The following is a 26212-nucleotide window of genomic DNA, read 5'->3' on the forward strand; positions in this document are numbered from 1 at the left end:
ACATCGGCGACGCTAACCGCGGCGATCTGCCGGAGGGTTGCGCCGACGTGAACCGTCGGTGGACAACCGCCGACCCGCGACTTCTACAACGCTGACCCGCGACTTCTACAACGCTGACCCGCTGGTTCTGCAGGTCACCCGTCGTCGATGGGTGCGCCGAGGGCGATTGACACGCTGCGCGCGGTGTCGCGCGATCGCTCGCCGAGCTCCTTCGCCCGCTCGTCGCTCATCCGGATCAACGGCACCGACGTGCCGAGCGAGCCGATGACGGCGCCGTTGTGGTCGAAGATCGGTGCGGCGACGGAGCGGATGCCGGGCGTACGCTCCGAGGACGATCCTGCCCAACCGCACTCTCGCGCGACCTCGAGCTCGGCGCGTAGCTCGTCGGGGTCGGTGACGGTCGACTCCGTCACGGCATGGATCGGCGCTTCCAGGCAGCGGTCCTGTGCCGCCGGCGGGAGGAAGGCGAGAATCGCCTTACCGGGCGCGCCGTGCACCAGGTCGATCGGCACTCCGATCTCGGTGTACGTACGTCGCAGCTGCTGATGGCTCTCGACCTGGTCGACCACGACGCGTTGGTGCGTACCCAGCAGCTCGTGCAGACCGACCGTCTCGTCGATGGAGTCGCGTAGCTCGGTCATGTAGGGGAGCGCGGCATCGCGCAGCGCCGTCGGCAGTGCGCCGCTGCGGGCGAGCTGCATCAGCATCGGGCCGAGCCCGTAGCGACGATCGGCGGTCTGGCGGATCAGATGGTTGTGCTGCATCGCGGTGAGCAGTCGATGCACCGTACTCGTCGAAAGCCCTGTCATGCGGGCGATCTCGCTCGTTCCGAGCTCCGGGTGCTGCCCGTCGAAGCACCGCAGTACGGCGGCCGCGCGGTCGATCGACTGCACTCCCGATCGAGTGGCTTCTGCCGCCTTGTCTTTCGTACCTGCCATCGCCCCTCCGTTGTGATCAGTCACGGTATCGCTCTTGACGTGACCCGGCTCACCTCCGTACGCTTCCCGCAATTCAGTAAGTATATCCCACAATACGGGAAGGCGATATGTTGCCCCTCGACGGCTTCCGCGTCCTCGACCTGACCAGATTCCTTTCCGGGCCGTACTGCACCATGGTCCTCGCCGAGCTCGGCGCCGACGTGATCAAGGTCGAGCAGCCCGTCACGGGCGACGACTCCCGACGCCTCGCGCCGAAGGTCAATGGCGAGAGCTATCCGTTCGCGATGCCGAATCGCAGCAAACGCAGCATCTCCCTCGACCTGAAGGCGGATCGCGGTCGCGAGCTGTTCCTCGAGCTCGTCCGCTCCGCCGATCTGGTGATCGAGAACTTCCGCCCGGGTGTGGCGACCCGGCTCGGCATCGACTACGACGCCGTACGCGCCGTACGACCCGACATCCTGTACTGCTCGATCAGCGGGTTCGGCCAGACCGGGCCGTACCGTGACCGTCCGGGCTTCGACATCATGGCGCAGGGCATGGTCGGCTTCCTACGCATGACCGGCCAGCCCGACGGCCGCCCCGCCAAGGTCGGTATCGCGATCAACGACATCGCCGCGGGCGCGACCGCGATCTACTCCATCCTCGGCGCCCAGCTCGTCCGAGAGCGTACGGGCGAGGGGCAGAACATCGACATCTCCCTCGTCGACGCCGGACTCGCCTGGACGGTCTGGGAGTCGGGCGCGTACTTCGCTGACGGTGAGGAGCCCACCGCGACCGGCACCCGCCATCGCCGCTCGACCCCGTACCAGGCGTACCGCACCGCCGACGGGTACGTGACCATCGGCGCCAACAACGATCGGCTGTGGGAGCGGCTCGTCAACGGCGTGCTGAAGCGGCCGGACTGGCTGACCGACGAGCGGTTCGAGTCGCTGTCGGCGCGGATGGCCCACATCGACGAGCTGCAGGCCGAGATCGAGGCGATCACCGCCACCCTTCCCACCCAAGCGTGGATTGATCTGCTCGACGAGGCCGGTGTGCCCGGGGGACCGGTGCTCACGTACGCCGAAGCGCTTGCGGACCCGCATATCCAGGCGCGCGACATGATCACCGAGGTCGAGCATCCGATCATCGGCGCGATGCGCACGATCGGACCACCCACGAAGTTCTCCGGCCTCGAGACGCCGGTACGCGGGCCGGCGCCGTGGCTCGGCCAGCACACCCGCGAGCTATTGGCCGAAACCGGTGTCGACGGCGCAGAGCTCGACGAGCTCTTCGCCGACGGAACCATCTACGACGCACACCCCGAGATGAGCAGGAGCTGACGTGTCCGACCACCTCACGATCGAGCGCGACGAGGCCGTCGCGACCCTCACCCTGAACCGCCCCGACAGCCACAACGCGATCTCGCTCGGGATGTACCGCGAGCTGCCGGCACTCGTTGCCGAGCTGGACGCCGACCGCAGGGTCAAGGTGCTGGTCGTACGCGGTGCGGGAGCGAAGTCGTTCGCCTCCGGCGCCGATATCACCGAGTTTCAAGAGGTACGCGGGGACGCGGCCAGTGCCAAGGACTACAACGAACACGTCGCGGCCGCCGAGCACGCCCTCGAGTCGTTCAGCAAGCCGACGGTGGCGATGATCCACGGCTACTGCATCGGCGGCGGGTTCGGGCTCGCGCTGGCGTGCGACCTGCGCTTCGGCGACGAGCGGTCGCGGTTCGCGATCACACCCGCCAAGCTCGGTCTGGTCTACAGCCTCGAGTCGACCAAGCGGCTCGTCGACCTCGTCGGTCCGGCACGGGCCAAATGGGTGCTCTACTCCGGCCAGCAGATTCGCGCCGAGCGGGCGCTGCAGCTGGGCGTACTCGACGAGTTGCACGATGGCGCCGATCTCGAGCAGGCGACGTACGACTTCTGCAAGCTGGTGACCACCCGCGCGCAGTTCAGCGTACGCGCGGCGAAGGAGATCGTCGGCCGCATCGGCGACGGGCAGACCGCCGACGACGAGCACACCACACAGCTTCGCAACTCGTCGTTCGACACCGACGACTACGCCGAGGGCGTACGCGCGTTCCTGGCGAAGCGCAGCCCGGAGTTCACCTGGTCATGAGTGAGCAGCCGGCAACGATGACGGCGGTCGAACGCGCCGAGCGGGCGACCGCCGAGGCCGAACCCGAGTTCGGGAAGTTCTTCCTGGCTCGATTCCTCGACCTCGACATCAGCTATGACGACGAGCGGCAGACGTGTACGGTGCGCCTGCCGTATGCACCGCACCTGTGCAACCCACAGGGTTCGGTGCACGGGGGAGTGATCACGACGGCGATGGACATCTCGATGGGGCATCTGTGCCATCGCTACCTCCACACAGCCGTCACGATCGAGATGCAGCTGCGGTTCTTCCGTCCCCTGACGGGCGACGCAACGTGCGTCGGGCAGCTCCTGCGGCCAGGGCGCAGGATCGTGCATCTCGAGTCCCGTTTGTACGACGACGACAACCGACTCACTGCTGTCGGAACCGGTTCGTGGCATCGCCTCGACGCCGTGACGGCAGCCCCTTAGGAGACCCCGATGAATCGCATTCTCACCGCGGCGTCCGCGGCCGCGCTCGTACTCGGCCTGACGGCGTGCGCCGCCGGCGGCACGGACAGCGCGTCCGGCGACAACGAGAACTACCCGTCCGAGGACCTCGACTGGACGATCGCGTTCGGACCGGGCGGCGGCAACGACATCATGTCCCGCAAGATGGTCGACATCATCGAGAAGGAGGACCTCTACCCGGGCAACATCACCGTCGAGAACATGGACGGCGGTAGCGGTGCGAAGGGTTGGGGGCACCTGTACAGCCAGTCGGGCAGCGGGTACGACATCTCCACCACGTCGGGCTCGTTCCTCACTACGCCGCTGCAGGCAGACACCGGCTGGACGTACGAGGACTTCACCAGCGTCGGCCTGTTCGCGACCGACGACGCGTTGTTCGTCGTCGACGGTGACAGCAAGGCCAAGTCGTGGGACGACTGGGTCTCGTACGCCAAGAGCAAGGGCAAGGTCGTACTCGGCGGTATCGGAACAGTCAACGTCGACTTCATCTTGCACTCGCTGATCGCAGAGGCGGCCGGGTACGAGTTCGAGTACACACCGTTCAACGAAGAGGGCCAGATGCAGACGGCGCTGTTGAGCGGCGCGCTCGACGGCATCGTCGCCAACCCGGGTTCGATCCTCGGACAGGTCGAGTCCGGAGACGTACGGCCGCTGCTGTTCACGGGCAAGGAGCCGCTCAAGGCGGTTCCGGACGTACCGACCGGCGAGTCGATCGGGATCAAGGACCTTCCCTCGATGCCGCGCGGCCTGATCCTGCCGCCGGACGTACCCGACGACGTACGTGACTGGTGGATCGACACGGCCAAAAAGGTCGTGGAGACCGACGAGTGGCAGAAGTACCTGGAGTCGAACTACCTGAGCGAGGACGTCCGCTGGGGTGACGACTTCGACTCGTACCTGGAGGAGACCGTCGACGAGTTCGAGACCACGCTCGAGGAACAGGGCGCGCTGTGACCTCGCAGACGATGACGCGTCGGTCACGGTTACCGAGTTGGCTCACGCCGCAGGTCGCCTTCCTCGTCGTGCTGCTCATCGGCTTTCTCGCGTACACCGAGATGGCGTTCGGCATGGCGTGGCGGACTCCGGCAGGGCGCATCGGCGCGGGTGTGTTCCCACGGATCGTGGGGTGCCTCGCGATCGTCGCACTGGTCTACGCGCTCTATCGGGAGATCCGGTGTCCGAGTGCTCGTACGGAGACCGAGGCGGGCGAGAGCCGGCATCCGCTCGCGACGGTGGCGATGGTCGCTGCCGCGGCGATGGTGACGTACTGGTTCCTGCTGCTCGGTGCCGTTGCGACCGGTGCGTTGTTCCTCGTCGGCGCGCTGTGGGTGCTCGATCCGCAGCATCGAGTACGAGCGGTCGTACTCGGTATCGCGCTTCCGATCGGCCTGTACCTGCTGTTCCAGACCGGCCTCAACGCCGGATTGCCCGACGGCATCGTGCCGATGCCCTGACGCGTTGCCGATAGAGGAGTAGCTGATGGATCTCATCACCCACGGCATCGTCAACATCCTGACGGTGCACAACCTGCTCATTCTCGGCGCCGGTGTGCTGATGGGCATGGTCGTCGGCGTGATCCCGGGCCTCGGCCCGTCCGCGGGGCTCGCGATCCTGCTGCCGTTGACGTTCGGGCTCGACCCGACCAGTGCGATCGTGATGCTGGCGGCGGTCTACTACGGCGCGATGTACGGCGGCACCATCACGTCGGTGCTGATCAACACGCCCGGTGAGTCAGCGACGGTCGCGAGCACGTTCGATGGGTATCCCCTTGCACGTAAGGGACGTGCGGGCCCTGCCCTGGTGATGGCGGCGATCGCGTCGTTCGTCGCCGGTACGATCGGCGCGATCCTGATGAGCATCGCGGCGCCGGTCACCGCGTCGCTGGCGAGCAGCTTCGGGCCACCTGAGCTGTTCCTGCTGACCGTCGCGGGACTCCTCACTCTCGTCGTGATCCTGCAGGGCAACAAGCTGCTCGGACTCGTGTCCGCCTTGATCGGCTTCGCGATCGCGACCGTCGGCATCGACATCGGCGGCGGTGAGCAGCGGTACACGTTCGGGTCCACCGAGCTGATCAACGGCATCGACTTCATCCCCGTAGCCATCGGCCTGTTCGGCGTCGGCGAGATCCTCTACACGCTCTGGCAGGGCGGGCACCACGAGCGGCTGGGCTTCTTCGGCGTTGGCAGCAAGGGCCGGGAGTTCTGGCCGAACCGCGGCGACTATCGGGAGTCTCGTGGCCCGATGATGCGAGGCTCGTTCCTGGGCTTCGGGGTCGGTCTCGCACCCGGCGCGGGCGCGACCGTTGCCTCGCTGATGTCGTACAACCTGGAGAAGTCGATCTCGAAGACGCCCGAGAAGTTCGGCAAGGGCGCGATGCCGGGTCTCGTCGGTCCGGAGGCCGCGAACAACGCAGCGTCCGCGGGCGCGATGGTGCCGCTGATCACCCTCGGTATTCCGGGGTCGGCGTCGACCGCGGTGCTCGTTGGTGGCTTCCTGATGTGGGGACTGCAGCCGGGGCCGTTGCTGATGGAGCAGAACCCCGACTTCGCCTGGGGTCTGATCGCCAGCATGTACCTCGGCAACGTGATGCTGCTGGTCGTCAACATCTTCTGCATTCCGGCATTCGCGAGCATTGCCCGGGTGCCGTTCCGAGTGCTCGGTCCGATCGTCATCCTGCTGTGCATCTTCGGTACGTACACCGTCAACTCGAGCATCGTCGAAGTGCAGATCATGTTGGCTTGCGGCGTTCTGGGCTTCTTCATGCGTCGGGTCGGCATGTCGCCCGCGGCGCTCGTGATCGCCTTGGTTCTCGGGCCGTTGGCTGAGGAGACGCTTCGCCAGACGATGATCATCTCCGGTGGAGACCTGAGCATCTTCGTTCAGCGGGGCGGGTCGATCGGGCTGCTGATCGCTCTTGCCGTATTGCTCGCGCTGCCGTTGGTTGCGCGTCCGATATCGGCCGCCGTACGTCGCAGCATTGCCCGGGTCGGGCACGCGCGCCGTACCTCTGCCGACGATGTGAGTACGGACGACCGAGAGGATGCGAACCATTAGGTCGAACGGGATCCGGGCCGCGGTCGTCGGCGGTGGCATCGTCGGCGCCGCGGTCGCGCGCAGGTTGTTGCAGGTGGACGAGTCGGCGGCGGTGACGCTGTACGAGAAGGAGCCCGAGCTCGCCGCCCACCAGACGGGCCGTAACAGCGGTGTGGTCCACGCCGGGCTCTACTACACGCCCGGATCCGCGAAGGCACGTCTGTGTCGTCGCGGTGTCGGGATGCTCCGTGACTTCTGCGCCGAGCGCGACATCGCGTACGACGAATGCGGCAAGATCCTGGTCGCTCTCGACGATGACCAGCGGGCACGGCTCGCCGACATCGAGAAGCGTGCGCAGGAGAATGGTGTTCCGGGCGTACGTACCATCGGGCCGGACGAGATCGCCGACCATGAGCCACACGTACGCGGAGTCGCCGGGCTGTTGTCGCCGACGACGGCGATCACGGACTTCCCGGCAGTGACCCGTGCGCTCGCCGAGGAGGCCGCCGCTGCCGGCGCGACCATCCGGCTCGACACCCGGGTCGTCTCGCTCCAACGGCACGGGACCGAGGTGGTCGTCGGCGCGGAGACTCGGGGGAACAGGGACTCCGACGCGTACGACCTCGTGGTGCTGTGCGCAGGCGTGCACTCCGATCGGGTCGCGGCACTCGCCGACGACGCTGCCGATCCGCAGATCGTGCCGTTCCGCGGCGAGTACTACCTGCTGCGTGACGACCGCCGCGACCTCGTCAGAGGTTTGATCTATCCCGTACCCGATCCGCGATACCCCTTCCTCGGCGTACATCTGACGCCGACCGTCGGCGGCGACGTGATGGTCGGGCCGAACGCCGTGATGGCGATGGCCAGAGAGGGATACTCGTGGCGCGACGTCTCAGTGCGCGATCTCGCCGAGACGGCCCGCTCGCCGGGCTTCCGAAGGTTTGCGCGTACGCATTGGCGTACCGGCGTGCGTGAGATGGCAGGCTCGCTGAGCCGACGACGTTTCGTGGCGGCGGCGCGTGCGTACGTACCGTCGCTGCGGGACGAGGACGTCGTGCCCGGGCCGCGTGGCATCCGGGCGCAGGCGCTGGACCCGGACGGTAGTCTCGTCGACGACTTCCGGATTCACCGGCGCGGATCGGTGGTCGCGATCCGCAATGCGCCTTCGCCCGCGGCGACCTCGAGTCTCGCAATCGCCGAGCACATCGTCGACGAGGCACTTGTCGGGTGACCGTACGAGCAACGATCGGAGCAATGATGAACCTTGCGACCGTAACCGGACCCGAAGGCGAGTACACCGTGCTCGCCGGCGAGCGCGGTGTGGTGCGTGTATCGGAGGTTGCACCCGATGCGCCCACGACTCTCCTTGCGTTGTTGGAGAGTGGGCGTGCCGACGACGTCATCGCTGCGGCATCGTCGGCGCCCGACTCCGCGTACGCGCCGGTCGACTCGGTGCGTTTCACAGCGCCGTACCGGCGCCCGCACAAGATCTGGGGCATCGGGCTGAACTACGTCGACCATGCGGGCGACCTGTCTGAGTCGGTGCCGGAGGAGCCCGCGTCGTTCATCAAGGCCGACCACACCGTCATCGGCGTCGACGACCCGATCACGATTCCTGAGCAGAGTGAGCGTACGACCGCCGAGGCGGAGCTGGGGTTGGTGATCGGGCGCGAGTGTCGCGACGTTTCGGAGGCCGATGCCCTTTCGTACGTCTTCGGTGTGTGCACGATCCTCGACCAGACGGCGGAGGACATCCTGCAGCGCAACCCGCGGTTCCTCACCCGCTCGAAGAACTTCCCCGGCTTCTTCTCGTTCGGGCCTCAGATCGTGCCGCTGTCGGCGCTAGCCGGGTTCGCCGACGACCTGGGCGACGTCGAGGTGGCGACGATCCACAACGGTGAGGTGCATCGACGCAACACCGTTGCGCACATGCGATACAGCCCCGCGTACCTCGTCGCCTTCCACTCGCAGATGATGCCGCTGTACCCCGGCGACATCATCTCCACGGGCACGCCGGGCGCCGTCGTCATCAGCTCCGGCGACGTGGTCGAATGCGGCATCCCCGGCGTCGGCCGCCTCCGCAATCCGGTCGCCTGACGCCCTGCGGAATACCACGGGCCCATAGGAAACCGCGCCACTACCCAGCAAGTTTGGTACGTAGTGGCGCGGTTTCCTATGGGCCCGTGGTATTCCACGTACGGGTACGCGCGCTCAATGGCTCGCGCGCGGGTCAACGTCGTGCAGATGCGAAGAGGTACGCGACGACTCCGGCCGCTACGACGAGCATGCCCGCTGCGGAGACCGCCGCCGTGGCGTACCCGTGTACGGCTGCCTCCGTCGGCGCGCTGCCGGAGGCGATCGCGTCCGCGGTGGCGCTGACGGCGATGGTGTTCAGAACCGCCGTGCCGAGAGTGCCGCCGAGCTTCGGTCCGGTGTTCGCTACCGCGGATGCGACGCCCATCAGCCGGCGGTCGACACCACCGATCGCGACGCTGAACGCGGGAGTGGTGGCGCAGCCCATACCGACGCCGAGGAGCACCTCCGCCGGCAGGATCGAGGTCAAGTAGCCGCTGGTCGGGCTCAGGTTCCAGAGCAGCAGGAGCCCGACGGCAGCGGTGAGTAGACCGGGGACGATCAAGGTGCCGGGGGACACCCGGGTCATCAGTTTGCTCGCAATCCCGTACGCGCTCGCCGAGATCGCAAGCGCCATCGGCAGGAACGCCAGACCTGCCTTGACGGCGCCGTAACCCAGCACCACCTGGAAGTGGTAGGTCAGCATCAGGAACAACCCGAAGGATCCGAGTACGCCCGCTGCCGTCGCGACGAACGCCGCAGCACGCGTACGGTGGGCGATCACCTCGAGCGGCAGCAACGGGTCGTCGATCCTCGTCTGCCGGAACACGAAACCGGCGACGAGCGCAATGCCGGCGATTCCGGGTACGACCACCGTGGCCGAGGCCCAGCCGTTGTCGACGACCTGAGTGCACGCGAGCGTGACGCCGACAAGACCCGAGGTCACCAGGACGGCCGAGGTCAGGTCGAGGCGTTGTCCCGGGCGTCCCGGCATCGACGGCAGGTACGCGCGGCCCGCGACGAGGGCGGCGATCGCGACCGGAACGTTCACGTACAGGCAGTACCGCCAGTCGAGGATCTCGGTCAGCGCCCCGCCGATCAGCAGGCCGATGACGGCACCGCTGCTCGCCACCGCGCCGAACACGCCGAACGCCCGTGCGCGGTCGTCGGGGTCGGTGAACGTCATGCCGATCAGGGCGAGTCCGGCCGGTGCCATCAGGGCGGCGAACGCTCCCTGCATCGCGCGGCCGACGATCAGCATCTCGAGGTCGACAGCGGCGCCGGCGATCGCGGACGACAGCGCGAACCCGGCTAGGCCGATGAGCAGCGCTCGGGTTGCGCCGATGCGGTCGGCGATACGCCCGGCGACGAGGAGTAGCCCGGCGAGCGGCAGCGTGTACGCGGTGACGACCCAGGCGCGGGCGCCGTCGTCGAATCCGAGTGCTGTCTGTGCCGACGGCAGCGCGATGTTCACGATCGTCGCGTCGAGCGCCGACATCAGCTGTGCCACCGCGATGACGACGAGAGCGAGCCATCTGCGGTCTCGTACCCGGCTGGTGTCCGCCGGGCGGACGGTTTCGGTAGTCATGGTGTGGGCCTTTCCTAGAAACGGAGGAATGTACTCCGCTTTCAGAATGCGTGCAGCAACGCCGAGTGTCAACCCATTCGGAGGAAATTGCTCCGGTTTTGGTACGGTGGACTTCGTACGCACGGAGGTGTGAGATGGCAAAGTTGCGCGCCGATGCCAAGCGCAATCGGGACGCGATCGTCGTGTCCGCTCGTGATCTCGTGGTCGAGCGCGGATCGGCGGTGCCGCTCGATGAGGTGGCGCGCGCGGCAGGTGTCGGGATCGGGACCCTGTATCGCCACTTCCCGGATCGCGCGGCGCTACTGCGTGCGATTGCTGTCGACGCGCTCACCAAGACCTGCGATGCAGCGCGGCTGGCTACCGACGAGGGCGACGACGCGTTCGATGCGCTGGCGCGCTACCTACGCGCCGCGCTGGAACTCCGCGTCAGTGCGGTCATGCCCGCGCTGCTCGACTCGCTCGACTCTGACGATCCGGAGGTGTCTGCCGTACGCGAGGAGTCTGCCCACCTGGTCGAGACCCTCATCGAGACGGCCGTGAAGGACGGCGCCATCGCGTCCGACCTGAGCTTCGCCGACATCGCCACGATGCTCGTACGCATCGCTCGGCCACTTCCGGGCGACATCGATCGTGAGGTCAACCACCAACTGTCGAAGCGTCACCTGGAGCTGTTCATCCGCGGCCTACGCGCCGACCCCGGCCCCGACGCCGGCGAGCTACCGGGCTCCGGGCTCGACCGCGCCGGGCTGCGCGCCGCTCCACGTACCGAGTAGGTCAGGCGCCGGCGATCAGCCCGCCGTCGCACCGCACCTGACTTCCGGTGACGTACGACGCGGCGTCGCTGCAGAGGAACGCCGCCACTGCGCCGAACTCCGCGGGATCGCCGTACCTACCAGCAGGAATGGTCGCGATCGCGGCGTTCCGGGTGTCCTCGACGGTCTTGCCCGTGCGCTCGGCGGCCGCGGCGTCGAGGGACGCTACTCGGTCGGTCGCGATGCGTCCGGGCAACAGCATGTTGACGGTCACACCGTCGCTGGCGACCTCGGTGGCGAGCGTCTTGAGATACGCGGCGAGGGCGGCGCGTCCGATATTGGACGCAGCGAGTGTCGGGATCGGCTGCTGGACACCGCTCGAGCCGACGGAGAGGATCCGGCCCCAACCCGCGGCGCGCATGGCCGGCAGGGTCATGGTCAGGAGCGCGAGGTGCGTCTCGACCAAGAGGTCGACGGCTGCGCGGGCATCACCCGGGCCGAGTGTCGTCGCCGAACCAGGCTTCGGGCCTGGGCCGTTCAGCACGACGATGTCGGGGTCGCCGTACGCCGCGCGGGTCGCGGCGACGAGTCGCTCGGCCGCATCGGGTTCCGACAGGTCGCACTGGACCGCGGTCGCTGACGGTAGCTCGGTCGCGAGCTGCTCAGCGCGCTCGGCGTTGCGGCCGCTGACGACGACGTTGGCGCCTTCTGCACCGAGTGCCCGTGCGGTTGCCGCACCGAGGCCGCCGGTCGACGCGAGTACGAGGGCGGTGCGCCCGTTGAGTCCGAGGTCCATGTCAGGAAAGCTCCTCTGTCGTTTCGATGTGCTTTGCCAGCAGCGGCACCAATGAGTCGGGCAGCGTACGTGCCGGTGGGCGTACGCCGGACTGGGCGATGAGACCACGGCTGCGTAGACACTCCTTGCGGATCGCGAGCGCGATACCGGCTTGCTGCTCGAAGGTGATCAGCGGAAGGTAGTCCAGCAACGCCGCGCGACTCTTGGCCGGATCGCCGTCGGTCCAAGCTCCGACGCAGGCGACGAGCGCCTCCGGGTAAGAGAAACCGGTCATGGCGCCGGCCGCGCCGCAGGCGAGCTCATCGAGCAGGTTGATGCCGCCGAGACCGCCGAACACCGGTGCCTCGCACCGTGCCGTCAGCGCGGCAACGGACACCGGGGTCGGTGGCGACTCGGCCTTCACTGCTGCGATGAACGGCAACGTGCCCACGTCGCCGAGCGTGGAGGCGGGCACGGACACTCCGCTCGCGACCGGATAGTCCTGCACCACGATCGGCGCCTTTGTCGCTTCGTTGACGGCGCTCAGATGGGTCCGAAGGGTTGCGCCGTCGGCACTGTTCGCCTGCACCATGACTGCGGCAAGTCGGTCGCCGGCCACCTCGACGGCCATCTCCGCCTCATCGATCACCGGTGCGGTCGCGAGGCTCGTACATCCGACGACGAGGGGCAGATCGGTCGCGCCGAGCACGGTTTCGAGGACGAGGCGACGCTCCCGCCACGACAGGCGGGCGGCTTCGCCGAAGACTCCGAGCACGGTCAGCCCGGTCGCACCGGCGGCGGTGGCGTGCTCGGCGAGGCGTCCGACGCCGCTTGGGTCGAGGTCGAGGGTCGTACCGGTGAACGGTGTCGCGAGTACGCCCCATACTCCCGGGCTGAGGTGCGGGCTCATCAATGCCTCCACGTCGTCGGCCGCTTTGCTCAGAACGCCTGCTGAGTGGAGCGTACGTGACCACGACCGAGGCTTCGGCTGCCGTCTCGATGGGCGGATTCACAGCGCTCATCGATAGGGATCGGTGAGCAGCGCGGTCGCCTCCTTCACTTCGAGCGCGACGCTGGCGCCGGCGGCAGTGAGCGGATCGTCGAGCGTGTGCCAGTCGGCGCCGTCGGCACGCCAGCGAACCTCGTACGTGACGTCGACGCTCGGGCGTACGGTCACGTGCGCGTCGCTGTAGAGATGCACGATGTTCTTGTTGGGATAGGGTGCACCCGGCCCGTCGCTGGTCTGCGACGAGCCGTCGCCGTGGTGCCAAGTGTAGGTGGTCGCCGTCGCCTCGATGTCGACGGTGTAGCCGAGGAGCTGCACGGTACGCGCGAACTCCGGTCGCTCGGTGTAGAAGATGGTCTCGAAGTTGACCAGCGTCGCCCCGTCCGGCGGCTGGACCTGGATGGAGGCCTCCGGCAGCCCGATGCGCTTCACCTCGCGGAGCACGATCGCATCGGTGACCTGCGGTCGGACGTCGCCGCCGCCAGGACCCGGCGGCCTGCCCGAGTAACAGGCGCTGCCAACGATGTACCACTCGCCGCCGGGGAGCTCGCGCGCCCAGAGCGTCCATTTGGTCGCGTCGTCGGATTCGCAGGTGTACATGCCCGGGCACGTCGCCGGCGTCTCGCCCGGGCGGTTGATTCCGCATGCGGGGAGCCACTGATAGTCCATCGCCGGGCCCGAGTCGTCGGTGTCGACGTCAACGGTCCCGTCCGGATCGGGTTCGCCATCCGGTCCGCCGTCGACCTCGGTCTCACCCTCGATGTCGACTATGTCTGGGTCATTGGGGCGTACATCGACATCTGCTTCGGCGTAGGCCGCGGGGATAGTGCAGATTGAGAGAACCAGTGCGAGAAGGGCCTCAGTGCTTATCAATCTCCTCCTGCTGGCCAAAGTCGGTCACCACCCAGCGTCCGCTGAAGGAACGGAGTTCGAACCGCAGTTTGTAGGTGTCCTGCTTGCCAACCTTCTCCTCAGCCCCAGCGCGAAGTTTGAATCGCATCCTGGGCGCCCGCACCGTGGTCAGCACACCGACTGACCCATCGCCCTGAACAGCGGCGAACACCTCCGAAGGCTGCCAGCCCGGTTCTTTCATATAGCCGCCGCGCGCGTACGTGTCGCGATACAACGTTTCGTACTTTCGGCACCCGCCACATCCACGGGCAGCTCGGTGTAGCGCACGTACGTCCCCGGTGTTCGCGGCGTAGTTGAGGAGCTCGATGTAGTGCCGGATGAACGCCTCGGCGCCCTTGAGCGTGTCCTTGCGCGCGGCAGGCGGGAGAGTCGGCACTGAGGCGATCACATCGCGTTCGCTGCTTGTCGGCGACTCCGTCGGCGTCGGCGCCGGGTCGTCGGAGGCGGCATCGGAGCAGCCCGCGAGTACGCAGCCGAGCAGTGCGATGAGTGCCAGGGACCGTCGTCCGGCCATGCATCCTCCCAGGGATCGCGCCAGACGATAGCGAGATCGATCACGTTGCGTAACCCCTTGCGCCGCGCCTGTGGAAACCGGGCGGCGCGGAATCGGCGAGTCCTCGAGATCGTTGTGATGAGTAGGGCCGAAATCCTCTCCGGCGACCCGCGTACGACACGCCGGTGAGGCGTCCCGGCAAGCCGCTGACCTGCGAAAACGTGGCTTCTGCGAAAAAGTGTCAGACCCGCCTGGGATCGTCTTGCATGAGCCAGAACCGCGGCGTACGGTAGCCCCTACATCTAGTAGTTACAGGCGTGTAGTTCTCCACATCTAGTTCCACAACGCAGGTGGAGTTACACACAGAACGGGCCGGGATTTCCCCAGTCACTCCACAGTTCGATCCCCAGAAGGAGGGTGTCATGCATTGTCCGTACTGCCGCAACACCGACACCCGAGTGCTCGACAGCAGAGTCGCCGACGAGGGGTCGGCCATCCGTCGCCGCCGCCAGTGCCAGGAGTGCGATAAGCGGTTCTCCACCGTCGAGCAGATGCAGCTCACGGTGGTCAAGCGCTCCGGCACGACCGAGCCGTTCGACCGCGACAAGGTCGTCTCGGGCGTACGCAAGGCGTGCAAGGGCCGGCCGGTGAGCGACGACGACCTGAAGCGGATCGGGCAGCAGGTGCAAGACATTCTCCGCGAGTCCGGCTGTGCGGAGGTGCCGGCCCACGAGGTGGGGCTGGCCATTCTGCAGCCGCTCAAGGAGCTCGACGCCGTTGCGTACCTCAGGTTCGCAAGCGTCTACAAGCAGTTCGAGTCTCCCGACGACTTCGTCGAGGAGATCGCGACCCTCATGTCGGCAACGGCCGACGACGAGGCACAGCGGCTCAGCAACACATGAGGCGCAGGGGCAGGGCACGCGCAGCACGCAGCACGCAGATGACAACGGGGCAAGAAGGAGAAGGCATGACCGACACGGTGAGCGGATCCACGGGTAGAGCCGCACGGGGCACCTCGAAGGCGGGCAAGGGCCTGACCATCGAGCGTGTGTACACCACCGAGGGGGTGCATCCGTACGACGAGGTCACCTGGGAGCGACGCGACGTCGTCCAGACCAACTGGAAGACCGGCGAGTCGGTGTTCGAGCAGACCGGCGTCGAGTTCCCCGACTTCTGGAGCGTCAACGCCTCGACCATCGTCACCACCAAGTACTTCCGTGGTGCGGTCGGCACCGACCAGCGCGAGGGCAGCCTCAAGCAACTCCTCGACCGCGTCGTCTTGACCTACGTCAAGGCCGGTAAAGACAACGGCTACTTCGCCACCGACGCCGACGCCGAGGTGTTCGAGCACGAGCTGACCTGGATGCTGCTGCACCAGGTGTTCAGCTTCAACAGCCCCGTCTGGTTCAACGTCGGTACGTCGAGCCCTCAGCAGGTTTCGGCGTGCTTCATCCTGTCCGTCGACGACTCGATGGACTCGATCCTCAACTGGTACAAGGAAGAGGGCCTGATCTTCAAGGGCGGTTCGGGCGCCGGACTGAACCTCTCCCGCATCCGCTCGTCCAAGGAGCTGCTGCGCTCCTCCGGCGGCACGGCCAGCGGTCCGGTGTCGTTCATGCGCGGGGCCGATGCCTCGGCCGGCACCATCAAGTCCGGCGGCGCCACCCGACGTGCGGCCAAGATGGTCGTCCTCGACGTCGATCACCCCGACATCGAGGAGTTCGTGCACACCAAGGAGCGCGAGGAGGAGAAGATCCGCGTGCTCCGCGACGCCGGGTTCGATATGGACCTCGGCGGCAGCGACATCACCTCGGTGCAGTACCAGAACGCCAACAACTCCGTACGCGTCACCGACGAGTTCATGCGAGCCGTCGACGAGGGCACCGAGTTCGGGCTGCGGGCGCGTACGACCGGCGAGGTGATCGACACGGTCGACGCCCGCAAACTGTTCGCCGACATCTCACAGGCGGCATGGGCGTGTGCCGACCCGGGCATCCAGTACGACGGCACCATCAACGACTGGCACACCACGCCCGAGACGGGCCGCATCACCGCGTCGAACCCGTGCAGTGAGTACATGCACCTCGACAACTCGTCCTGCAACCTCGCCAGCATGAACCTGCTGAAGTTCGTCGCCGACGACGGTAGCTTCGAGGTCGACAAGTTCGTCAAGGCCGTCGAGCTGGTCATCACCGCGATGGACATCTCGATCTGCTTCGCCGACTTCCCGACCGAGCCGATCGGCGAGACGACCCGGGCGTACCGCCAGCTCGGCATCGGCTACGCCAACCTCGGCGCGCTGCTGATGGCATCGGGCCTTGCGTACGACTCCGACGGTGGCCGCGCGCTCGCCGGCGCCATCACCTCGCTGATGACCGGCACGTCGTACCGTCGCTCGGCCGAGCTGGCCGGCATCGTCGGCGCATACGACGGGTACGCCCAGAACGCCGAGCCGCACACCCGGGTGATGCGCAAGCACCAGTCCGCCAACGACGAGATCCGTACGATGCACGCGATCGACATAGCCGTGCACCGCGAGGCATCCAAGCAGTGGTCGCGCAACCTCGAGATCGGCCAGCAGAACGGCTGGCGCAACGCGCAGGCCAGTGTGCTCGCACCGACCGGCACGATCGGTTTCATGATGGACTGCGATACGACCGGCATCGAGCCGGACTTCTCGCTGGTCAAGTTCAAGAAGCTCGTCGGCGGCGGCTCGATGCAGATCGTCAACCGCACCGTTCCGGCTGCGCTCAAGCGCCTCGGCTACACCGGGGAGACCAGCGAGGCGATCGTCGAGTACATCGCCGAGCACGGTCACGTGATCGACGCGCCGGGGCTCAAGCCGGAGCACTACGAGGTGTTCGACTGCGCCATGGGTGAGCGGGCGATCAAGCCGATGGGCCACGTACGGATGATGGCGGCCGCGCAGCCGTTCCTGTCCGGCGCGATCTCCAAGACGGTCAACCTGCCGGAGGAGTCGACGGTCGAAGACATCGCCGACGTCTACCAGCAGGGCTGGCAGCTCGGCCTGAAGGCTCTCGCCGTCTACCGCGACAACTGCAAGGTCGGCCAGCCGCTCGCCGATGCGAAGGCCAAGTCGAAGGATGCTCCCGAGCCGGAGGTGCAGATCGTCGAGCGTCCGATCCGCAAGCGGCTGCCGAAATCGCGTCCGTCGCTTACTACGTCCTTCACGGTCGGTGGCGCAGAGGGCTACATGACCTCTGGTTCGTACCCCGACGACGGGCTCGGCGAGGTGTTCCTCAAGCTCGGCAAGCAGGGCTCGACGCTCGCCGGTGTGATGGATGCGTTCTCGATCGCCATCTCGATCTCGCTGCAGTACGGCGTGCCGCTCGAGACGTTCGTCGCGAAGTTCACGAACATGAAGTTCGAGCCGGCCGGTCTGACCGACGATCCGGACGTGCGGATGAGCCAGTCGATCATGGACTACATCTTCCGCCGCTTGGCGCTGGACTACCTGCCGTTCGAGACCCGCTCGGCGATGGGCATCCACTCCGCCGAGGAGCGGCAGCGCCAGCTCGACACCGGTTCGTACGAACCAGTCGAGGACGAGGCACCGGAGGCAGAGGCGCTTTCGACACCAGCTGTCGCAGCGGCACCCGAGCCGGATTCCGATCCGGTCGCCGAAACCGCCAAGCCCGCCCCGCGTACGGCTCACACCTCGGCGGAGTTGCTCGAGTCGATCACCGGCTCGACAGTCGATGCGCCGCTGTGCTTCACCTGCGGCACGAAGATGCGCCCCTCGGGCAGCTGCTTCGTCTGCGAGGGCTGCGGGTCGACGTCCGGCTGCAGCTGACGTCCGACAACCTGAGTTCGGTGCGTAGTCGTTGATGTTGAGCGCAAACACCAACGACTACGCACCGAACTTCTGATGCGGGTCAGCGGGTGGAAGCCGGTCGACGCTCAAAAAGTCGAGACCACTGCGAGTTGAAGACCGGCTCCGGTCCGGTGTAGCCACCCTCGATGAGGAGGCCGTACGCCCGGCGTACCACGTCTCGCGGAGCACGTAGCCGTTGGTTCGTCACTCGGTAGAAGCGCCAACCTGCGTCGTCGAATCCTTGGACGCGGTCGAGGTCGAGATTCCACTGGGCGGTGTCCTCGGCATGTTGTCGCCCGTCGTACTCGACGACCAGGCGGTACGCGACCCAGACGAGATCGCCACAGCCGAGGAATCGGTCGTCGTCGTAAACGTTGAGATTGCACGTATCCGGCCCGGGCAATCCGGCGAGTACGAGCAGCAGTCGCGTCACCGTCTCGCGCGGCGAGCGCACGTCCTCGCGTACGTATGGCAGTGCGATCCGTGCGTTGCAAATGCCCTCCCAGTTGTCCGTCGCCTCCACGAAGCGCGTCAACCGGGTGAGTGTCGTGGCGTTGTTGTGGATCAACCAGTCCGCGGCGATCACAGCATCGACGAGGTCGAGGTCCAAGCAGGCATCGACCCAACACTGCTCCGGGCACACAGCCGGACCTTGGCAATCGGCAACGCGCATTCGCCTGATGACCTGCACCCAGTCGCAGCGGCTTCGATGTGGTTGGGTGCTCGCGAACCGAACCGGCAATTCCGAGCCAACCTCGACGCCGTAGCATCGCAGGCCGGTCAGATGAGTGGCCCGCGCTTCGTCTCCGAGCAGGAGAATCCCTGCACTGAGGTAGGTCTCGAACGTCATCGGTACGTCTGCGCAGACGTAAACGCCCCGGACCAGACGCTTGAATCGGCTGCCACGTAACGCCTGATCGCTGAGCCCGAGGCGGAGAGCCTCGGCACGCGTGAACGGACGGTCGCGGAGTGCGGGTGGGATCGTCATGGCCAACATGTCGGGCAGTGTGATGGCCGGGCGCCGATCCTGTCGGCGTCGTCCACAGGTCCGCCCGATCATGCGAAGTTCGGTGCGTAGTCGTTGATGTTGAGCGCAAACACCAACGACTACGCGCCGAACTCCATTCGGCCTGGGCGCTCGGACGTCGAAGCGGTCACCGGTCCGCGAGCGAGTCGGACATCCGATCCGCAACTGTGCGCACGGCGTCTCGTAGCTCGGGGCCACCTTCGACGCGGAAGGGCAACGGGATGGCGGCGAGCCATTCGCCGGCGTACATCGATGGGTTGCCGGTGCTGCCGATCAGGACGCAACGACGTGCGTCGAGGGGTTCGAGCCGGCCCATCGGAGGTCGAACCCATGGGGCGACCTCCTCGAACGGAGCCTCGAAGACGACCCGGGTGTCGTACTCCCAGCCGATACCGAGCTGTTGCTCCAGCAGGCCCGCATGGTCGAGGTCGTCGGGAGCAACGAACGTCTCCGTGCGTTCGGCGACCGACTGGATCCGGTCGATGCGATAGGTGCGTACGGCGTCTGCGCGGTGGGAGTGGCAGAGCAGGTACCAGCGCCCATGCCGTACGACGACGGCCCACGGGTCGGCGGACTCCTCCCATTGTTTGCCCGACTGACTGCGGTACTCGATTCGTACGCCGAACCGGGCGGCGGATGCGGCGACCAGCGCACTGGTGATCTCCGGGTCGGGTCGAGCGGCACCGTGTTGTGGCAGCGACGCGGCATGCCCGCGCATCGTGGCGGCTTGCCGGCCGACGTGCTCCGGCAACGCTCGGATCAGTTTGCCCAGCGCCGATCCGACCGGGTCGTCGGCGTCGGCTGCCGCGTGGCTGCCGTCGAGCGCGGCCATCACCAGGCCGAGCGCCTCGGTGGCACTGAACCTCAGCGGCGGCAGCCGGATGCCTCGGCCGAGTCGGTACCCGCCGTAGCGTCCGCGTTCGGAGACGACGGGGATGTCGGCGTCTCTGAGGATCGCGACGTAGCGTCGTGCGGCGCGCTCGGTGACGCCGAGCGTCTCGGCGAGTTCGGACGCCGTGAGGCCGGGCCTGGCCTGCAGCAGTTCGAGCGTACGGAGGGCGCGAACCGTCGGACTCGTTTCGACCGCCATAGCTGCCCACCCTAATCCGGCTCTGAATCGTCCGGTATGCGGTCTACGGTCGACGCGGATTCGAGAACGCGAGAGAACGGAACTGCGATGGACATCGTGTTGGTCGGCGGACTGTGGCTGGACGGTTCGGCCTGGGACGAGGTCATACCTGCCTTGGAAGCGCACGGACACCGGCCGCGCCCGGTGACGTTGCCCGGGCAGGGCGACGGCAACGCATCGGCGACGCTCGACGATCAGATCGCCGCAGTGCTATCCGCTGTCGACTCGAGCGCCGGAAAGCCGATGGTGGTGGGGCATTCCGCCGCCAGCGGACTGGCCTGGATCGCAGCCGACAGGCGGCCCGACAAGGTCGCGAAGGCAGTCATGATCGGTGGATTCCCTTGCAGTGATGGCGAAACGTACGCCGACCTCTTCCCGCGACACGACGGCGCTATGTCGTTCCCCGGCTGGGAACCCTTCGCCGGCGCCGACACAGCAGACCTGGACGATGAGACGAAGTCGGCGATCGCGGCGACGCTGATCCCGGTCCCCGAGGGCGTGGCACTTGCGGCCGTCACCCTCACTGACGACCGCCGTTATGACGTGCCGCTCGTCCTGGTCTGCCCGGAGTTCACACCGGCCGAGGCCAAAGAATGGGTCGACGCGGGCGAGCTGCCGGAGGTGGCGAAGTCGCGCAACCTGTCGTACGTCGACCTCGACACGGGGCATTGGCCGATGTTCAGCGCGCCCGGCGAACTCGCCCGCGTGCTGGCAGAGCTCAGCTGACGAACCCTCCGTACGGCCGCAGGCCGGTGACCGTGAACTCCGAGAGCCCGGAGGCGGCCATCGGCAGACCGTCAACGATCTTGCGCGCATCCGACAGCGCGTCTGCCTCGACGATGAAGCAGGCACCGGGCACATCGTCGCGTAACCAGATCTGGCGTACGACCCCGTCGGCGTACAACTCACGTACGCGTGCCGTCTCCGCCGGTATGACGGCGTCGAAGTCACTGTCGGCGTACGTCTCTGTACGGCGCCTGCTGGTCACCATGAACTGCACGATGTTCCCCCTGCCGATCGGTCTTTACGGGCCGCTGCCCACGTTACGTCGACGGCTGGGCATCGAACTGTTCAGGCGACGCTCGCGGTCGAGTCGTCCGCAGACGTGCCGACCTCGCGGTCGGTGTCTGTGCCGTTGATGCGTCCGTCGAGTCGCGCGGGATCCAGGTCGTCGCGGTGTAGTCGCTGAAAGCCGCTCTTGTGGAAGACGAGCGGCGGCCGGTCCGGATCGGCGTGTACGTCGTGCACCTGCAGGAGCGCAATCACGTGGTCGCCCGCGTCGTACTCCTGATGCATCGAGCAGGTGAACGTTGACACGGCCTCGTCGAGGAGTACGGCGCCGTCGCCGCTGGTACGGATCACCAGGCCGTCGAAGCGTTGCTCGGCCGGACCGGCGAGCTGACGGCACAGCGCGTCGTGGTGGTCGGCGAGCACGCTGACGCCGACAGACCGCGCATCGCGCAGCGCCGGCCAGGTGTTGCTGGTCTTCGCAACGGAGAAGGAGACGAGCGGCGGATCGAGGCTGACCGAGGTGAACGAGCTCGCGGCGATGCCGATGAGCTGTCCGCCGACCTGCGCGCCGACGGCCACGACTCCGCTCGGAAAGGTGCCATACGCATCGCGAAGCGCGCGTCCGTCGAACTGCGTGGTCGTCTCCGTGTCGATGGTGGCAGTCATACGAGAACTCCTGTCGTGTCGTTGCGGTGTCGGAGGATTGCGTCGACCACGGGTCGGGCCGAGGCGAGCCACGGTTCGTACGCGGCGGGGTCGTCGTACTCGGAGTCGCGTACGTACAGCCCGCGTACGGGTGTCAGCGCGCCGAGCTCGGCGAGTACCGGACGCAGCGTGTACTCCGGTGCGAGCGCGTGGCCGGGGCCCGCGCCGAGCATCAGCGGCACGGCGATCCCGGTGAGGCTGCCTCCCGCGAAGCGATCGAGGAACAGCTTCAGCAACCCGGTGATGCTCGCCTTGTACGTCGGGCTGGCGACGATCACGAGATCCGCCGTTGCGATCTGATCGACCAGCCGGGCCACGTCTGCGTCCGCGAAGTCGAGTAACGACGAGCCGCGCTCGGCCAGGTCGACCACGAAGTCGGGCTCGCGTCCGGACAGCTCACGAGCAAGCCGACTGGCTGCGGCGAGCGTACGGCTCTGCGGCTTCGGGTTGCCGACGACGACTGCAACCCGCCGGGCGCTCACGATGCCGTCCTTCCCGCGGATGCGAACGGCACCGCGGCTGGGGAGTGCCGTGAGACCGGTCGCGGGTCCTTCCACAGTCCGCGGTCGGCGAGGATGGGCAGAACGCCCTCGCCGAAGCCGTACGCACCTTCCAGGTGCGGGTACGCGGACAGCACGAACTCCTCGATGCCGAGGTCCGCGTACTCGGCGATCCGGTCGGCGACCTCCTCGTGGCTGCCGACGAGCGCGGTGCCCGCCCCACCGCGTACGAGACCGACACCCGCCCACACGTTGGGGTAGATCTCGAGATCGTCCCGGCTGCCGCCGTGCAGCTCCAGCATCCGCCGCTGGCCTTCGGACTCGCTGCGTTGCAAGCCGGCTTGGATCTTCTGGATCGTCTCGCCGTCGACGTCGTCGATCAGCCGTTGCGCTTCCGCCCAGGCCTCCTGCGACGTACGACGGTTGATCGTGTGCATGCGGATCCCGAACCGGATCGGGCGGTCGCCGCGCGAAGGATCGGCTGCGGCGAGTCGTCGGATCCACTCGATCTTCTTCGCAACGGCCTCCGGCGGTTCGCCCCAGGTCAGATAGACGTCGGCGTGCTTCGCGGCGACGTCGCCGGCCGCCGGCGACGAGCCGCCGAAGTAGATGTCCGGGACCGGGTTCGGGATCTGGTCCAGCCGCGCACCCTCGACCTTGAGGTGCTCACCGTCGAAGTCGACGGTGACACCGGCCCACAGTCGACGGACGATGGTCAGGAACTCGTCGCAGCGCGCGTACCGCGCCTCCTTGTCGAGGAAGTCGCCGAACATGCGTTGTTCGTGACTCTCTCCGCCGGTGACCACGTTGAGGAGCAGCCGGCCGCCGGTGAGGTTCTGGAACGTACCCGACATCTGGGCGGCGAGGTACGGCGCGATGATGCCCGGTCGGAATGCAACCAAGAATCTCAGTCGCTCCGAGACCTGACTCAGCATCGCAGTGGACAGCCAGGCGTCGTCGCACCATGCGCCGGTTGGCGTGAGCGCGGCGTCGAAGCCGCTCTGCTCGGCAGCACGAGCGATCTGACCGAGGTAGGCCACGTCGGCGGGCCTGGTCGAGACGCCTGGGTTGACGCCGTGCCCGCCGCCGACGATGTGCTGGCCGTCGCCGCCGTTCGTTGGCAGGAACCAGTGGAACTTCAATGACATACGAGGACTACCTTTCAGATCTGGCCGTGGTTGGGCGGGAGGACGCCTTCGATCGCGTACCGGCCGAGGTGCTGCACCTTCCATGCGGCCGGGTCGTGGAGTGTGTGCGTACGCGCGTTTCGCCAATGTCGGTTGAGGTTCAGGCCTTCGAGCGCGGAGCGCGTACCGGCAACCTCGAACAACCGGGAGGTGACCGAGACGGATGCGTTCGTCGTTGCGGCGCGAGCAGCAGCGACGGCGAGGCTTGCGGCGCCGGCGGACTCCTCGCTGAGCTCTCGGTCAGCATCGTCGATCGTGCGGGCAGCGGCCGCGGTGAGTTGCTCGCAGCTTCTGACGGCGAGCTCCATCTCGCCGAACGCGTGCACGATCAGCGGGTCGTCGGCCGCCCGGTCCACGCCGGCGTCCGGGTACGGACGGCTCTTCGTGGTCACGAACTCCGCGGCCTCGCTGAGTGCTGCGCGGGCGATGCCGGCGTCGATGGCCGCATGCAGGACCTGTGCGAACGCCCCGTACGTCTGCGGTCCGTCGAAGTTCTCCGCGTACCCCATGACGAGTGCGTCGTCGACGGAGACGTCGGTCAGCCGTACGGTGCCGCTGGCGGTGGTGCGTTGTCCCATGCCCGCCCAGTTGTCGGTCACCTCTACGCCGTCGGCGGATCGCGGCACCCAGGCGACGCCCATCGGTCCGTCGACCCCGCGGTGTGCGAGTACGGGGATCCAGTCGGCGAACAACGCTCCCGTGCAGTAACCCTTCTCGCCGTCGAGCCGCCAGTTCCCGCTTCCGTCCGGCGTGAGCGTCGTGCGGAAGTCGCGTACGTGCTTCGTGCCGATCTCGGACTGTGCGTTGCCGAACGACCCGCCGTCGAGCAAGGCACGGAACAGCCGACGCTTCTGCTCTTCGCTGCCCTGGTGTTTGAGCGCGTTCACGTACACGAAGTGGCTGTGTGGGATCTGCGCGACGCTCGGGTCACCGGCGGCCACCAGCCGGATCACTTCGGCGAGCGTCTCAACGGGCAAACCGGGGCCGCCGTACTCCGGCGGCACGGTCACGGCGAGCAGCCCGGAGTCCTTCAGCGCTTGGACCTCCTGCGTTGGCAGGGTCCGCTCGGCATCTCGGCTGCCTGACTCCTTTGCCAGCAGCGCCGCCAGCTCCCGCGCGGCGACGATCGCGTTCGGCGTGTCGAGAATGGGTACGCTGGTCATGCGACACCTGCCTCTCGTACGTCGTCCGCGTCGATTCGCATGGTGGCGCCGCGATGCTCCGCCGGAAGCCGGTCGCCGCGGTTGAGCAGGCGGTGGCGCAGCGTTCCCTCGCCATAGGCCTTGGCGTACACACCGCGCTCCTGCAATACGGGAACGACGTGTTCGACGACGTCGACGAACGTGGCCGGGGTGATCGCGTACGCGAGGTTGAAGCCGTCGACGTCGGTATCGGCGACCCACTCCTGCAGCTGATCGGCGATCTCCTCTCCGGAGCCGACGATCGTCCTACCGAGTCCGCCGATCGCCGTCTGTCGCGCGATGTCGCGGATCGTCCATTCGTCGCCGTCCTCGTTGCCCTGCTGAAACCCGGCGACCACCGAACGGATCGCGTTGCTCTGTACGTTGCCGACCGGCTCGTCGGGGTCGTACGCGGAGAGGTCGATGCCCATCCAGCCGGAGTTCAGTACGAGCGCGCCCTCCTCGTCGGCGTACGTCAGGTAGTCGGCGTACTTGGCGTGCGCCTGCTCAGACGTCTCCGCGGTGACGATCGTCAGCAGCGAGTAGATGCGGGCCGAGTACGGGTGTCGACCGGCCTCGACGAGCGCGCTGCGGAACTTTCGTACGGTCTCCGCAAGCACCGTCTTCGTGGTCGAGCCGACGAAGATCGCCTCCGCATGCTTGGCGGCGAAGTCGATGCCGCGCGCCGACGCACCCGCCTGGTAGATCACCGGCGTGCGTTGCGGCGACGGCTCACACAGGTGGATGCCGGGTACGTCGAAGTGCTTTCCGTGGTGCTCGATCGGATGGACCTTGTCGGGATCGGTGAAGGCCCGGCCGTCCTTGTCGAGCGTCACCGCGTCGTCCTCCCACGATCCCTCCCACAGCTTGTAGAGCACATCGAGGTACTCGTCGGCGCGGTCGTAGCGCTCGTCGTGGTCGAGTTGGTCGTCGTCTCCCATGTTGCGGGCGGCGGAAGCGAGGTAGCCGGTGACGACGTTCCAGCCGACCCGCCCCTTGGTCAGGTGGTCGAGTGTCGACATCCGGCGCGCGAACGGGTACGGGTGCTCGTACGCGGTGCCCGCGGTGATGCCGAAGCCGAGATGCTCGGTCACGTGGGCCATCGCCGATACGAGCATCATCGGGTCGTTGACGGGCACCTGCGTACCTGCACGCAAGGCGGCTTCGTTCGTACCGCCGTAGACGTCGTACGTGCCCAAGACGTCGGCGATGAAGATGCCGTCGAACACGCCGCGCTCCAAGGTCTTCGCGAGGTCGGTCCAGTAGTCGAGGTCCTTGTAGCGGCGCGACTGGTCGTCGGGGTGCCGCCACATCCCGGCGGACTGATGGCCGACGCAGTTCATATCGAACGCGTTGAACCGGATCTGCCGTTTCCGGCCCTCGGGTGCCGTGCCCGAGTCGCTGTTGGGGCTCATCTCCGTCTCCTATAATGTCAATGTCAACTGACTTAGTGGACAATAATGGACGGTCGGC

General features: G+C 67.1%; 26 protein-coding genes. 12 read left to right on the forward strand and 14 right to left on the reverse strand.

Annotated elements, in window-relative coordinates; genetic code table 11:
• Positions 1–134: 134 nt before the first annotated feature.
• Positions 135–962: an IclR family transcriptional regulator gene (locus MU582_08990; GenBank protein ID UPK76755.1), complete on the reverse strand. Its 828-nt coding sequence runs from the start codon at positions 960–962 to the stop codon at positions 135–137.
• A gap of 83 nt (positions 963–1045) precedes the next feature.
• Here MU582_08990 and MU582_08995 point away from each other — a divergent pair, with 83 nt between their 5' ends.
• Genes MU582_08995 through MU582_09030 form a run of 8 tightly spaced genes read left to right on the forward strand, consistent with a single transcriptional unit; the run spans position 1046 to position 8662 of the window.
• Positions 1046–2260, forward strand: a complete 1215-nt coding sequence (locus MU582_08995; protein UPK76756.1) for a CoA transferase — start codon at positions 1046–1048, stop codon at positions 2258–2260.
• A gap of 1 nt (position 2261) precedes the next feature.
• Entirely contained in the window at positions 2262–3044 is a 783-nt protein-coding gene (locus tag MU582_09000; GenBank protein ID UPK76757.1) for an enoyl-CoA hydratase-related protein, read from the forward strand.
• Positions 3041–3493 carry a PaaI family thioesterase gene (locus MU582_09005; GenBank protein ID UPK76758.1) on the forward strand — a complete coding sequence of 151 codons (453 nt, stop codon included), beginning with the start codon at positions 3041–3043 and terminating at the stop codon, positions 3491–3493. Before MU582_09000 ends, MU582_09005 begins: the two co-directional genes overlap by 4 nt.
• Before the next feature lie 9 nt (positions 3494–3502).
• Positions 3503–4486 carry a tripartite tricarboxylate transporter substrate binding protein gene (locus MU582_09010; protein UPK76759.1) on the forward strand — a complete coding sequence of 328 codons (984 nt, stop codon included), beginning with the start codon at positions 3503–3505 and terminating at the stop codon, positions 4484–4486.
• Positions 4483–4986: a tripartite tricarboxylate transporter TctB family protein gene (locus tag MU582_09015; protein UPK76760.1), complete on the forward strand. Its 504-nt coding sequence runs from the start codon at positions 4483–4485 to the stop codon at positions 4984–4986. The genes MU582_09010 and MU582_09015 overlap by 4 nt, the downstream gene beginning before the upstream one ends.
• 25 nt (positions 4987–5011) lie before the next feature.
• Positions 5012–6586 carry a tripartite tricarboxylate transporter permease gene (locus MU582_09020; protein UPK76761.1) on the forward strand — a complete coding sequence of 525 codons (1575 nt, stop codon included), beginning with the start codon at positions 5012–5014 and terminating at the stop codon, positions 6584–6586.
• Positions 6573–7796 carry an L-2-hydroxyglutarate oxidase gene (gene lhgO / locus MU582_09025; protein UPK76762.1) on the forward strand — a complete coding sequence of 408 codons (1224 nt, stop codon included), beginning with the start codon at positions 6573–6575 and terminating at the stop codon, positions 7794–7796. Before MU582_09020 ends, lhgO begins: the two co-directional genes overlap by 14 nt.
• Positions 7797–7819: 23 nt before the next feature.
• Positions 7820–8662 (forward strand): fumarylacetoacetate hydrolase family protein, encoded by an 843-nt coding sequence (locus MU582_09030; protein ID UPK76763.1) that lies wholly within the window; start codon positions 7820–7822, stop codon positions 8660–8662.
• Between the two features lie 133 nt (positions 8663–8795).
• Here the strand turns inward: MU582_09030 and MU582_09035 are convergent, their stop codons facing one another.
• Positions 8796–10226, reverse strand: a complete 1431-nt coding sequence (locus MU582_09035; GenBank protein ID UPK76764.1) for an MFS transporter — start codon at positions 10224–10226, stop codon at positions 8796–8798.
• 134 nt (positions 10227–10360) lie between these two features.
• Between MU582_09035 and MU582_09040 the strand changes: the two genes are divergently transcribed.
• Positions 10361–10999: a TetR/AcrR family transcriptional regulator gene (locus MU582_09040; GenBank protein ID UPK76765.1), complete on the forward strand. Its 639-nt coding sequence runs from the start codon at positions 10361–10363 to the stop codon at positions 10997–10999.
• A gap of 1 nt (position 11000) precedes the next feature.
• Here the strand turns inward: MU582_09040 and MU582_09045 are convergent, their stop codons facing one another.
• From MU582_09045 to MU582_09060, 4 genes are all read right to left on the reverse strand, one after another.
• Entirely contained in the window at positions 11001–11774 is a 774-nt protein-coding gene (locus MU582_09045) for an SDR family oxidoreductase (protein ID UPK76766.1), read from the reverse strand.
• A gap of 1 nt (position 11775) precedes the next feature.
• Complete coding sequence (locus MU582_09050) at positions 11776–12663, reverse strand: dihydrodipicolinate synthase family protein (GenBank protein ID UPK76767.1); 888 nt, start codon at positions 12661–12663, stop codon at positions 11776–11778.
• Between the two features lie 108 nt (positions 12664–12771).
• Complete coding sequence (locus MU582_09055; protein UPK76768.1) at positions 12772–13632, reverse strand: hypothetical protein; 861 nt, start codon at positions 13630–13632, stop codon at positions 12772–12774.
• Positions 13619–14185 (reverse strand): DUF6318 family protein, encoded by a 567-nt coding sequence (locus tag MU582_09060; protein UPK76769.1) that lies wholly within the window; start codon positions 14183–14185, stop codon positions 13619–13621. Before MU582_09060 ends, MU582_09055 begins: the two co-directional genes overlap by 14 nt.
• Positions 14186–14586: 401 nt before the next feature.
• Here MU582_09060 and nrdR point away from each other — a divergent pair, with 401 nt between their 5' ends.
• The gene (gene nrdR / locus MU582_09065) at positions 14587–15066 is read left to right on the forward strand and encodes a transcriptional regulator NrdR (protein ID UPK76770.1); all 480 of its coding nucleotides are present in this window, start codon (positions 14587–14589) and stop codon (positions 15064–15066) included.
• Between the two features lie 65 nt (positions 15067–15131).
• Positions 15132–17978: a vitamin B12-dependent ribonucleotide reductase gene (locus tag MU582_09070; protein UPK76771.1), complete on the forward strand. Its 2847-nt coding sequence runs from the start codon at positions 15132–15134 to the stop codon at positions 17976–17978.
• 82 nt (positions 17979–18060) lie between these two features.
• On the opposite strand, the gene MU582_09075 is transcribed toward MU582_09070, so the two are convergent.
• A complete protein-coding gene (locus MU582_09075) occupies positions 18061–18996 on the reverse strand; it encodes a DUF559 domain-containing protein (GenBank protein UPK76772.1) in 936 nt (311 codons plus the stop codon).
• 157 nt (positions 18997–19153) lie between these two features.
• On the reverse strand, positions 19154–20116 hold the full coding sequence (locus MU582_09080) for a WYL domain-containing protein (GenBank protein ID UPK76773.1): 963 nt from the start codon (positions 20114–20116) through the stop codon (positions 19154–19156).
• Positions 20117–20203: 87 nt separating this feature from the next.
• On the opposite strand from MU582_09080, the gene MU582_09085 reads away from it, so the two are divergent.
• Positions 20204–20881 (forward strand): alpha/beta hydrolase, encoded by a 678-nt coding sequence (locus MU582_09085; protein UPK76774.1) that lies wholly within the window; start codon positions 20204–20206, stop codon positions 20879–20881.
• Here MU582_09085 and MU582_09090 read toward each other — a convergent pair.
• The 6 genes from MU582_09090 to MU582_09115 all read right to left on the reverse strand — a co-directional run bounded on the left by MU582_09090 (position 20874) and on the right by MU582_09115 (position 26154).
• Complete coding sequence (locus MU582_09090; protein ID UPK76775.1) at positions 20874–21146, reverse strand: hypothetical protein; 273 nt, start codon at positions 21144–21146, stop codon at positions 20874–20876. The two genes, MU582_09085 and MU582_09090, sit on opposite strands and share 8 nt — an antisense overlap.
• An 80-nt stretch (positions 21147–21226) precedes the next feature.
• On the reverse strand, positions 21227–21832 hold the full coding sequence (locus tag MU582_09095; protein ID UPK76776.1) for a flavin reductase family protein: 606 nt from the start codon (positions 21830–21832) through the stop codon (positions 21227–21229).
• Positions 21829–22353, reverse strand: coding sequence for an NAD(P)H-dependent oxidoreductase (locus MU582_09100; protein UPK76777.1), 525 nt, complete (start codon positions 22351–22353; stop codon positions 21829–21831). The genes MU582_09095 and MU582_09100 overlap by 4 nt, the downstream gene beginning before the upstream one ends.
• Positions 22350–23519: an LLM class flavin-dependent oxidoreductase gene (locus tag MU582_09105; protein ID UPK76778.1), complete on the reverse strand. Its 1170-nt coding sequence runs from the start codon at positions 23517–23519 to the stop codon at positions 22350–22352. The genes MU582_09100 and MU582_09105 overlap by 4 nt, the downstream gene beginning before the upstream one ends.
• Positions 23520–23533: 14 nt before the next feature.
• Positions 23534–24721 (reverse strand): SfnB family sulfur acquisition oxidoreductase, encoded by a 1188-nt coding sequence (locus tag MU582_09110; GenBank protein UPK76779.1) that lies wholly within the window; start codon positions 24719–24721, stop codon positions 23534–23536.
• Positions 24718–26154 carry an LLM class flavin-dependent oxidoreductase gene (locus MU582_09115; GenBank protein ID UPK76780.1) on the reverse strand — a complete coding sequence of 479 codons (1437 nt, stop codon included), beginning with the start codon at positions 26152–26154 and terminating at the stop codon, positions 24718–24720. Before MU582_09115 ends, MU582_09110 begins: the two co-directional genes overlap by 4 nt.
• Positions 26155–26212: the final 58 nt, after the last annotated feature.

The organism is Nocardioidaceae bacterium SCSIO 66511, from assembly GCA_023100825.1.
Taxonomy (GTDB): domain Bacteria; phylum Actinomycetota; class Actinomycetes; order Propionibacteriales; family Nocardioidaceae; genus Solicola.

Bases quoted from the DNA above. Each gene is read 5' to 3' on its own strand.
- MU582_09115 (UPK76780.1), bottom strand. From the start codon at position 26,154: ATGAGCCCCAACAGCGACTCGGGCACGGCACCCGAGGGCCGGAAACGG.
- MU582_09030 (UPK76763.1), top strand. From the start codon at position 7,820: ATGATGAACCTTGCGACCGTAACCGGACCCGAAGGCGAGTACACCGTG.
- MU582_09045 (UPK76766.1), bottom strand. From the start codon at position 11,774: ATGGACCTCGGACTCAACGGGCGCACCGCCCTCGTACTCGCGTCGACC.
- MU582_09050 (UPK76767.1), bottom strand. From the start codon at position 12,663: ATGAGCCCGCACCTCAGCCCGGGAGTATGGGGCGTACTCGCGACACCG.
- MU582_09075 (UPK76772.1), bottom strand. From the start codon at position 18,996: ATGTTGGCCATGACGATCCCACCCGCACTCCGCGACCGTCCGTTCACG.
- MU582_09035 (UPK76764.1), bottom strand. From the start codon at position 10,226: ATGACTACCGAAACCGTCCGCCCGGCGGACACCAGCCGGGTACGAGAC.
- MU582_09085 (UPK76774.1), top strand. From the start codon at position 20,204: ATGGACATCGTGTTGGTCGGCGGACTGTGGCTGGACGGTTCGGCCTGG.
- MU582_09060 (UPK76769.1), bottom strand. From the start codon at position 14,185: ATGGCCGGACGACGGTCCCTGGCACTCATCGCACTGCTCGGCTGCGTA.
- MU582_09040 (UPK76765.1), top strand. From the start codon at position 10,361: ATGGCAAAGTTGCGCGCCGATGCCAAGCGCAATCGGGACGCGATCGTC.
- MU582_09090 (UPK76775.1), bottom strand. From the start codon at position 21,146: ATGGTGACCAGCAGGCGCCGTACAGAGACGTACGCCGACAGTGACTTC.
- MU582_09070 (UPK76771.1), top strand. From the start codon at position 15,132: ATGACCGACACGGTGAGCGGATCCACGGGTAGAGCCGCACGGGGCACC.
- nrdR (UPK76770.1), top strand. From the start codon at position 14,587: ATGCATTGTCCGTACTGCCGCAACACCGACACCCGAGTGCTCGACAGC.
- MU582_09010 (UPK76759.1), top strand. From the start codon at position 3,503: ATGAATCGCATTCTCACCGCGGCGTCCGCGGCCGCGCTCGTACTCGGC.
- MU582_09110 (UPK76779.1), bottom strand. From the start codon at position 24,721: ATGACCAGCGTACCCATTCTCGACACGCCGAACGCGATCGTCGCCGCG.
- MU582_08995 (UPK76756.1), top strand. From the start codon at position 1,046: ATGTTGCCCCTCGACGGCTTCCGCGTCCTCGACCTGACCAGATTCCTT.
- MU582_09105 (UPK76778.1), bottom strand. From the start codon at position 23,519: ATGTCATTGAAGTTCCACTGGTTCCTGCCAACGAACGGCGGCGACGGC.
- MU582_09020 (UPK76761.1), top strand. From the start codon at position 5,012: ATGGATCTCATCACCCACGGCATCGTCAACATCCTGACGGTGCACAAC.
- MU582_09080 (UPK76773.1), bottom strand. From the start codon at position 20,116: ATGGCGGTCGAAACGAGTCCGACGGTTCGCGCCCTCCGTACGCTCGAA.
- MU582_09095 (UPK76776.1), bottom strand. From the start codon at position 21,832: ATGACTGCCACCATCGACACGGAGACGACCACGCAGTTCGACGGACGC.
- MU582_09005 (UPK76758.1), top strand. From the start codon at position 3,041: ATGAGTGAGCAGCCGGCAACGATGACGGCGGTCGAACGCGCCGAGCGG.
- lhgO (UPK76762.1), top strand. From the start codon at position 6,573: ATGCGAACCATTAGGTCGAACGGGATCCGGGCCGCGGTCGTCGGCGGT.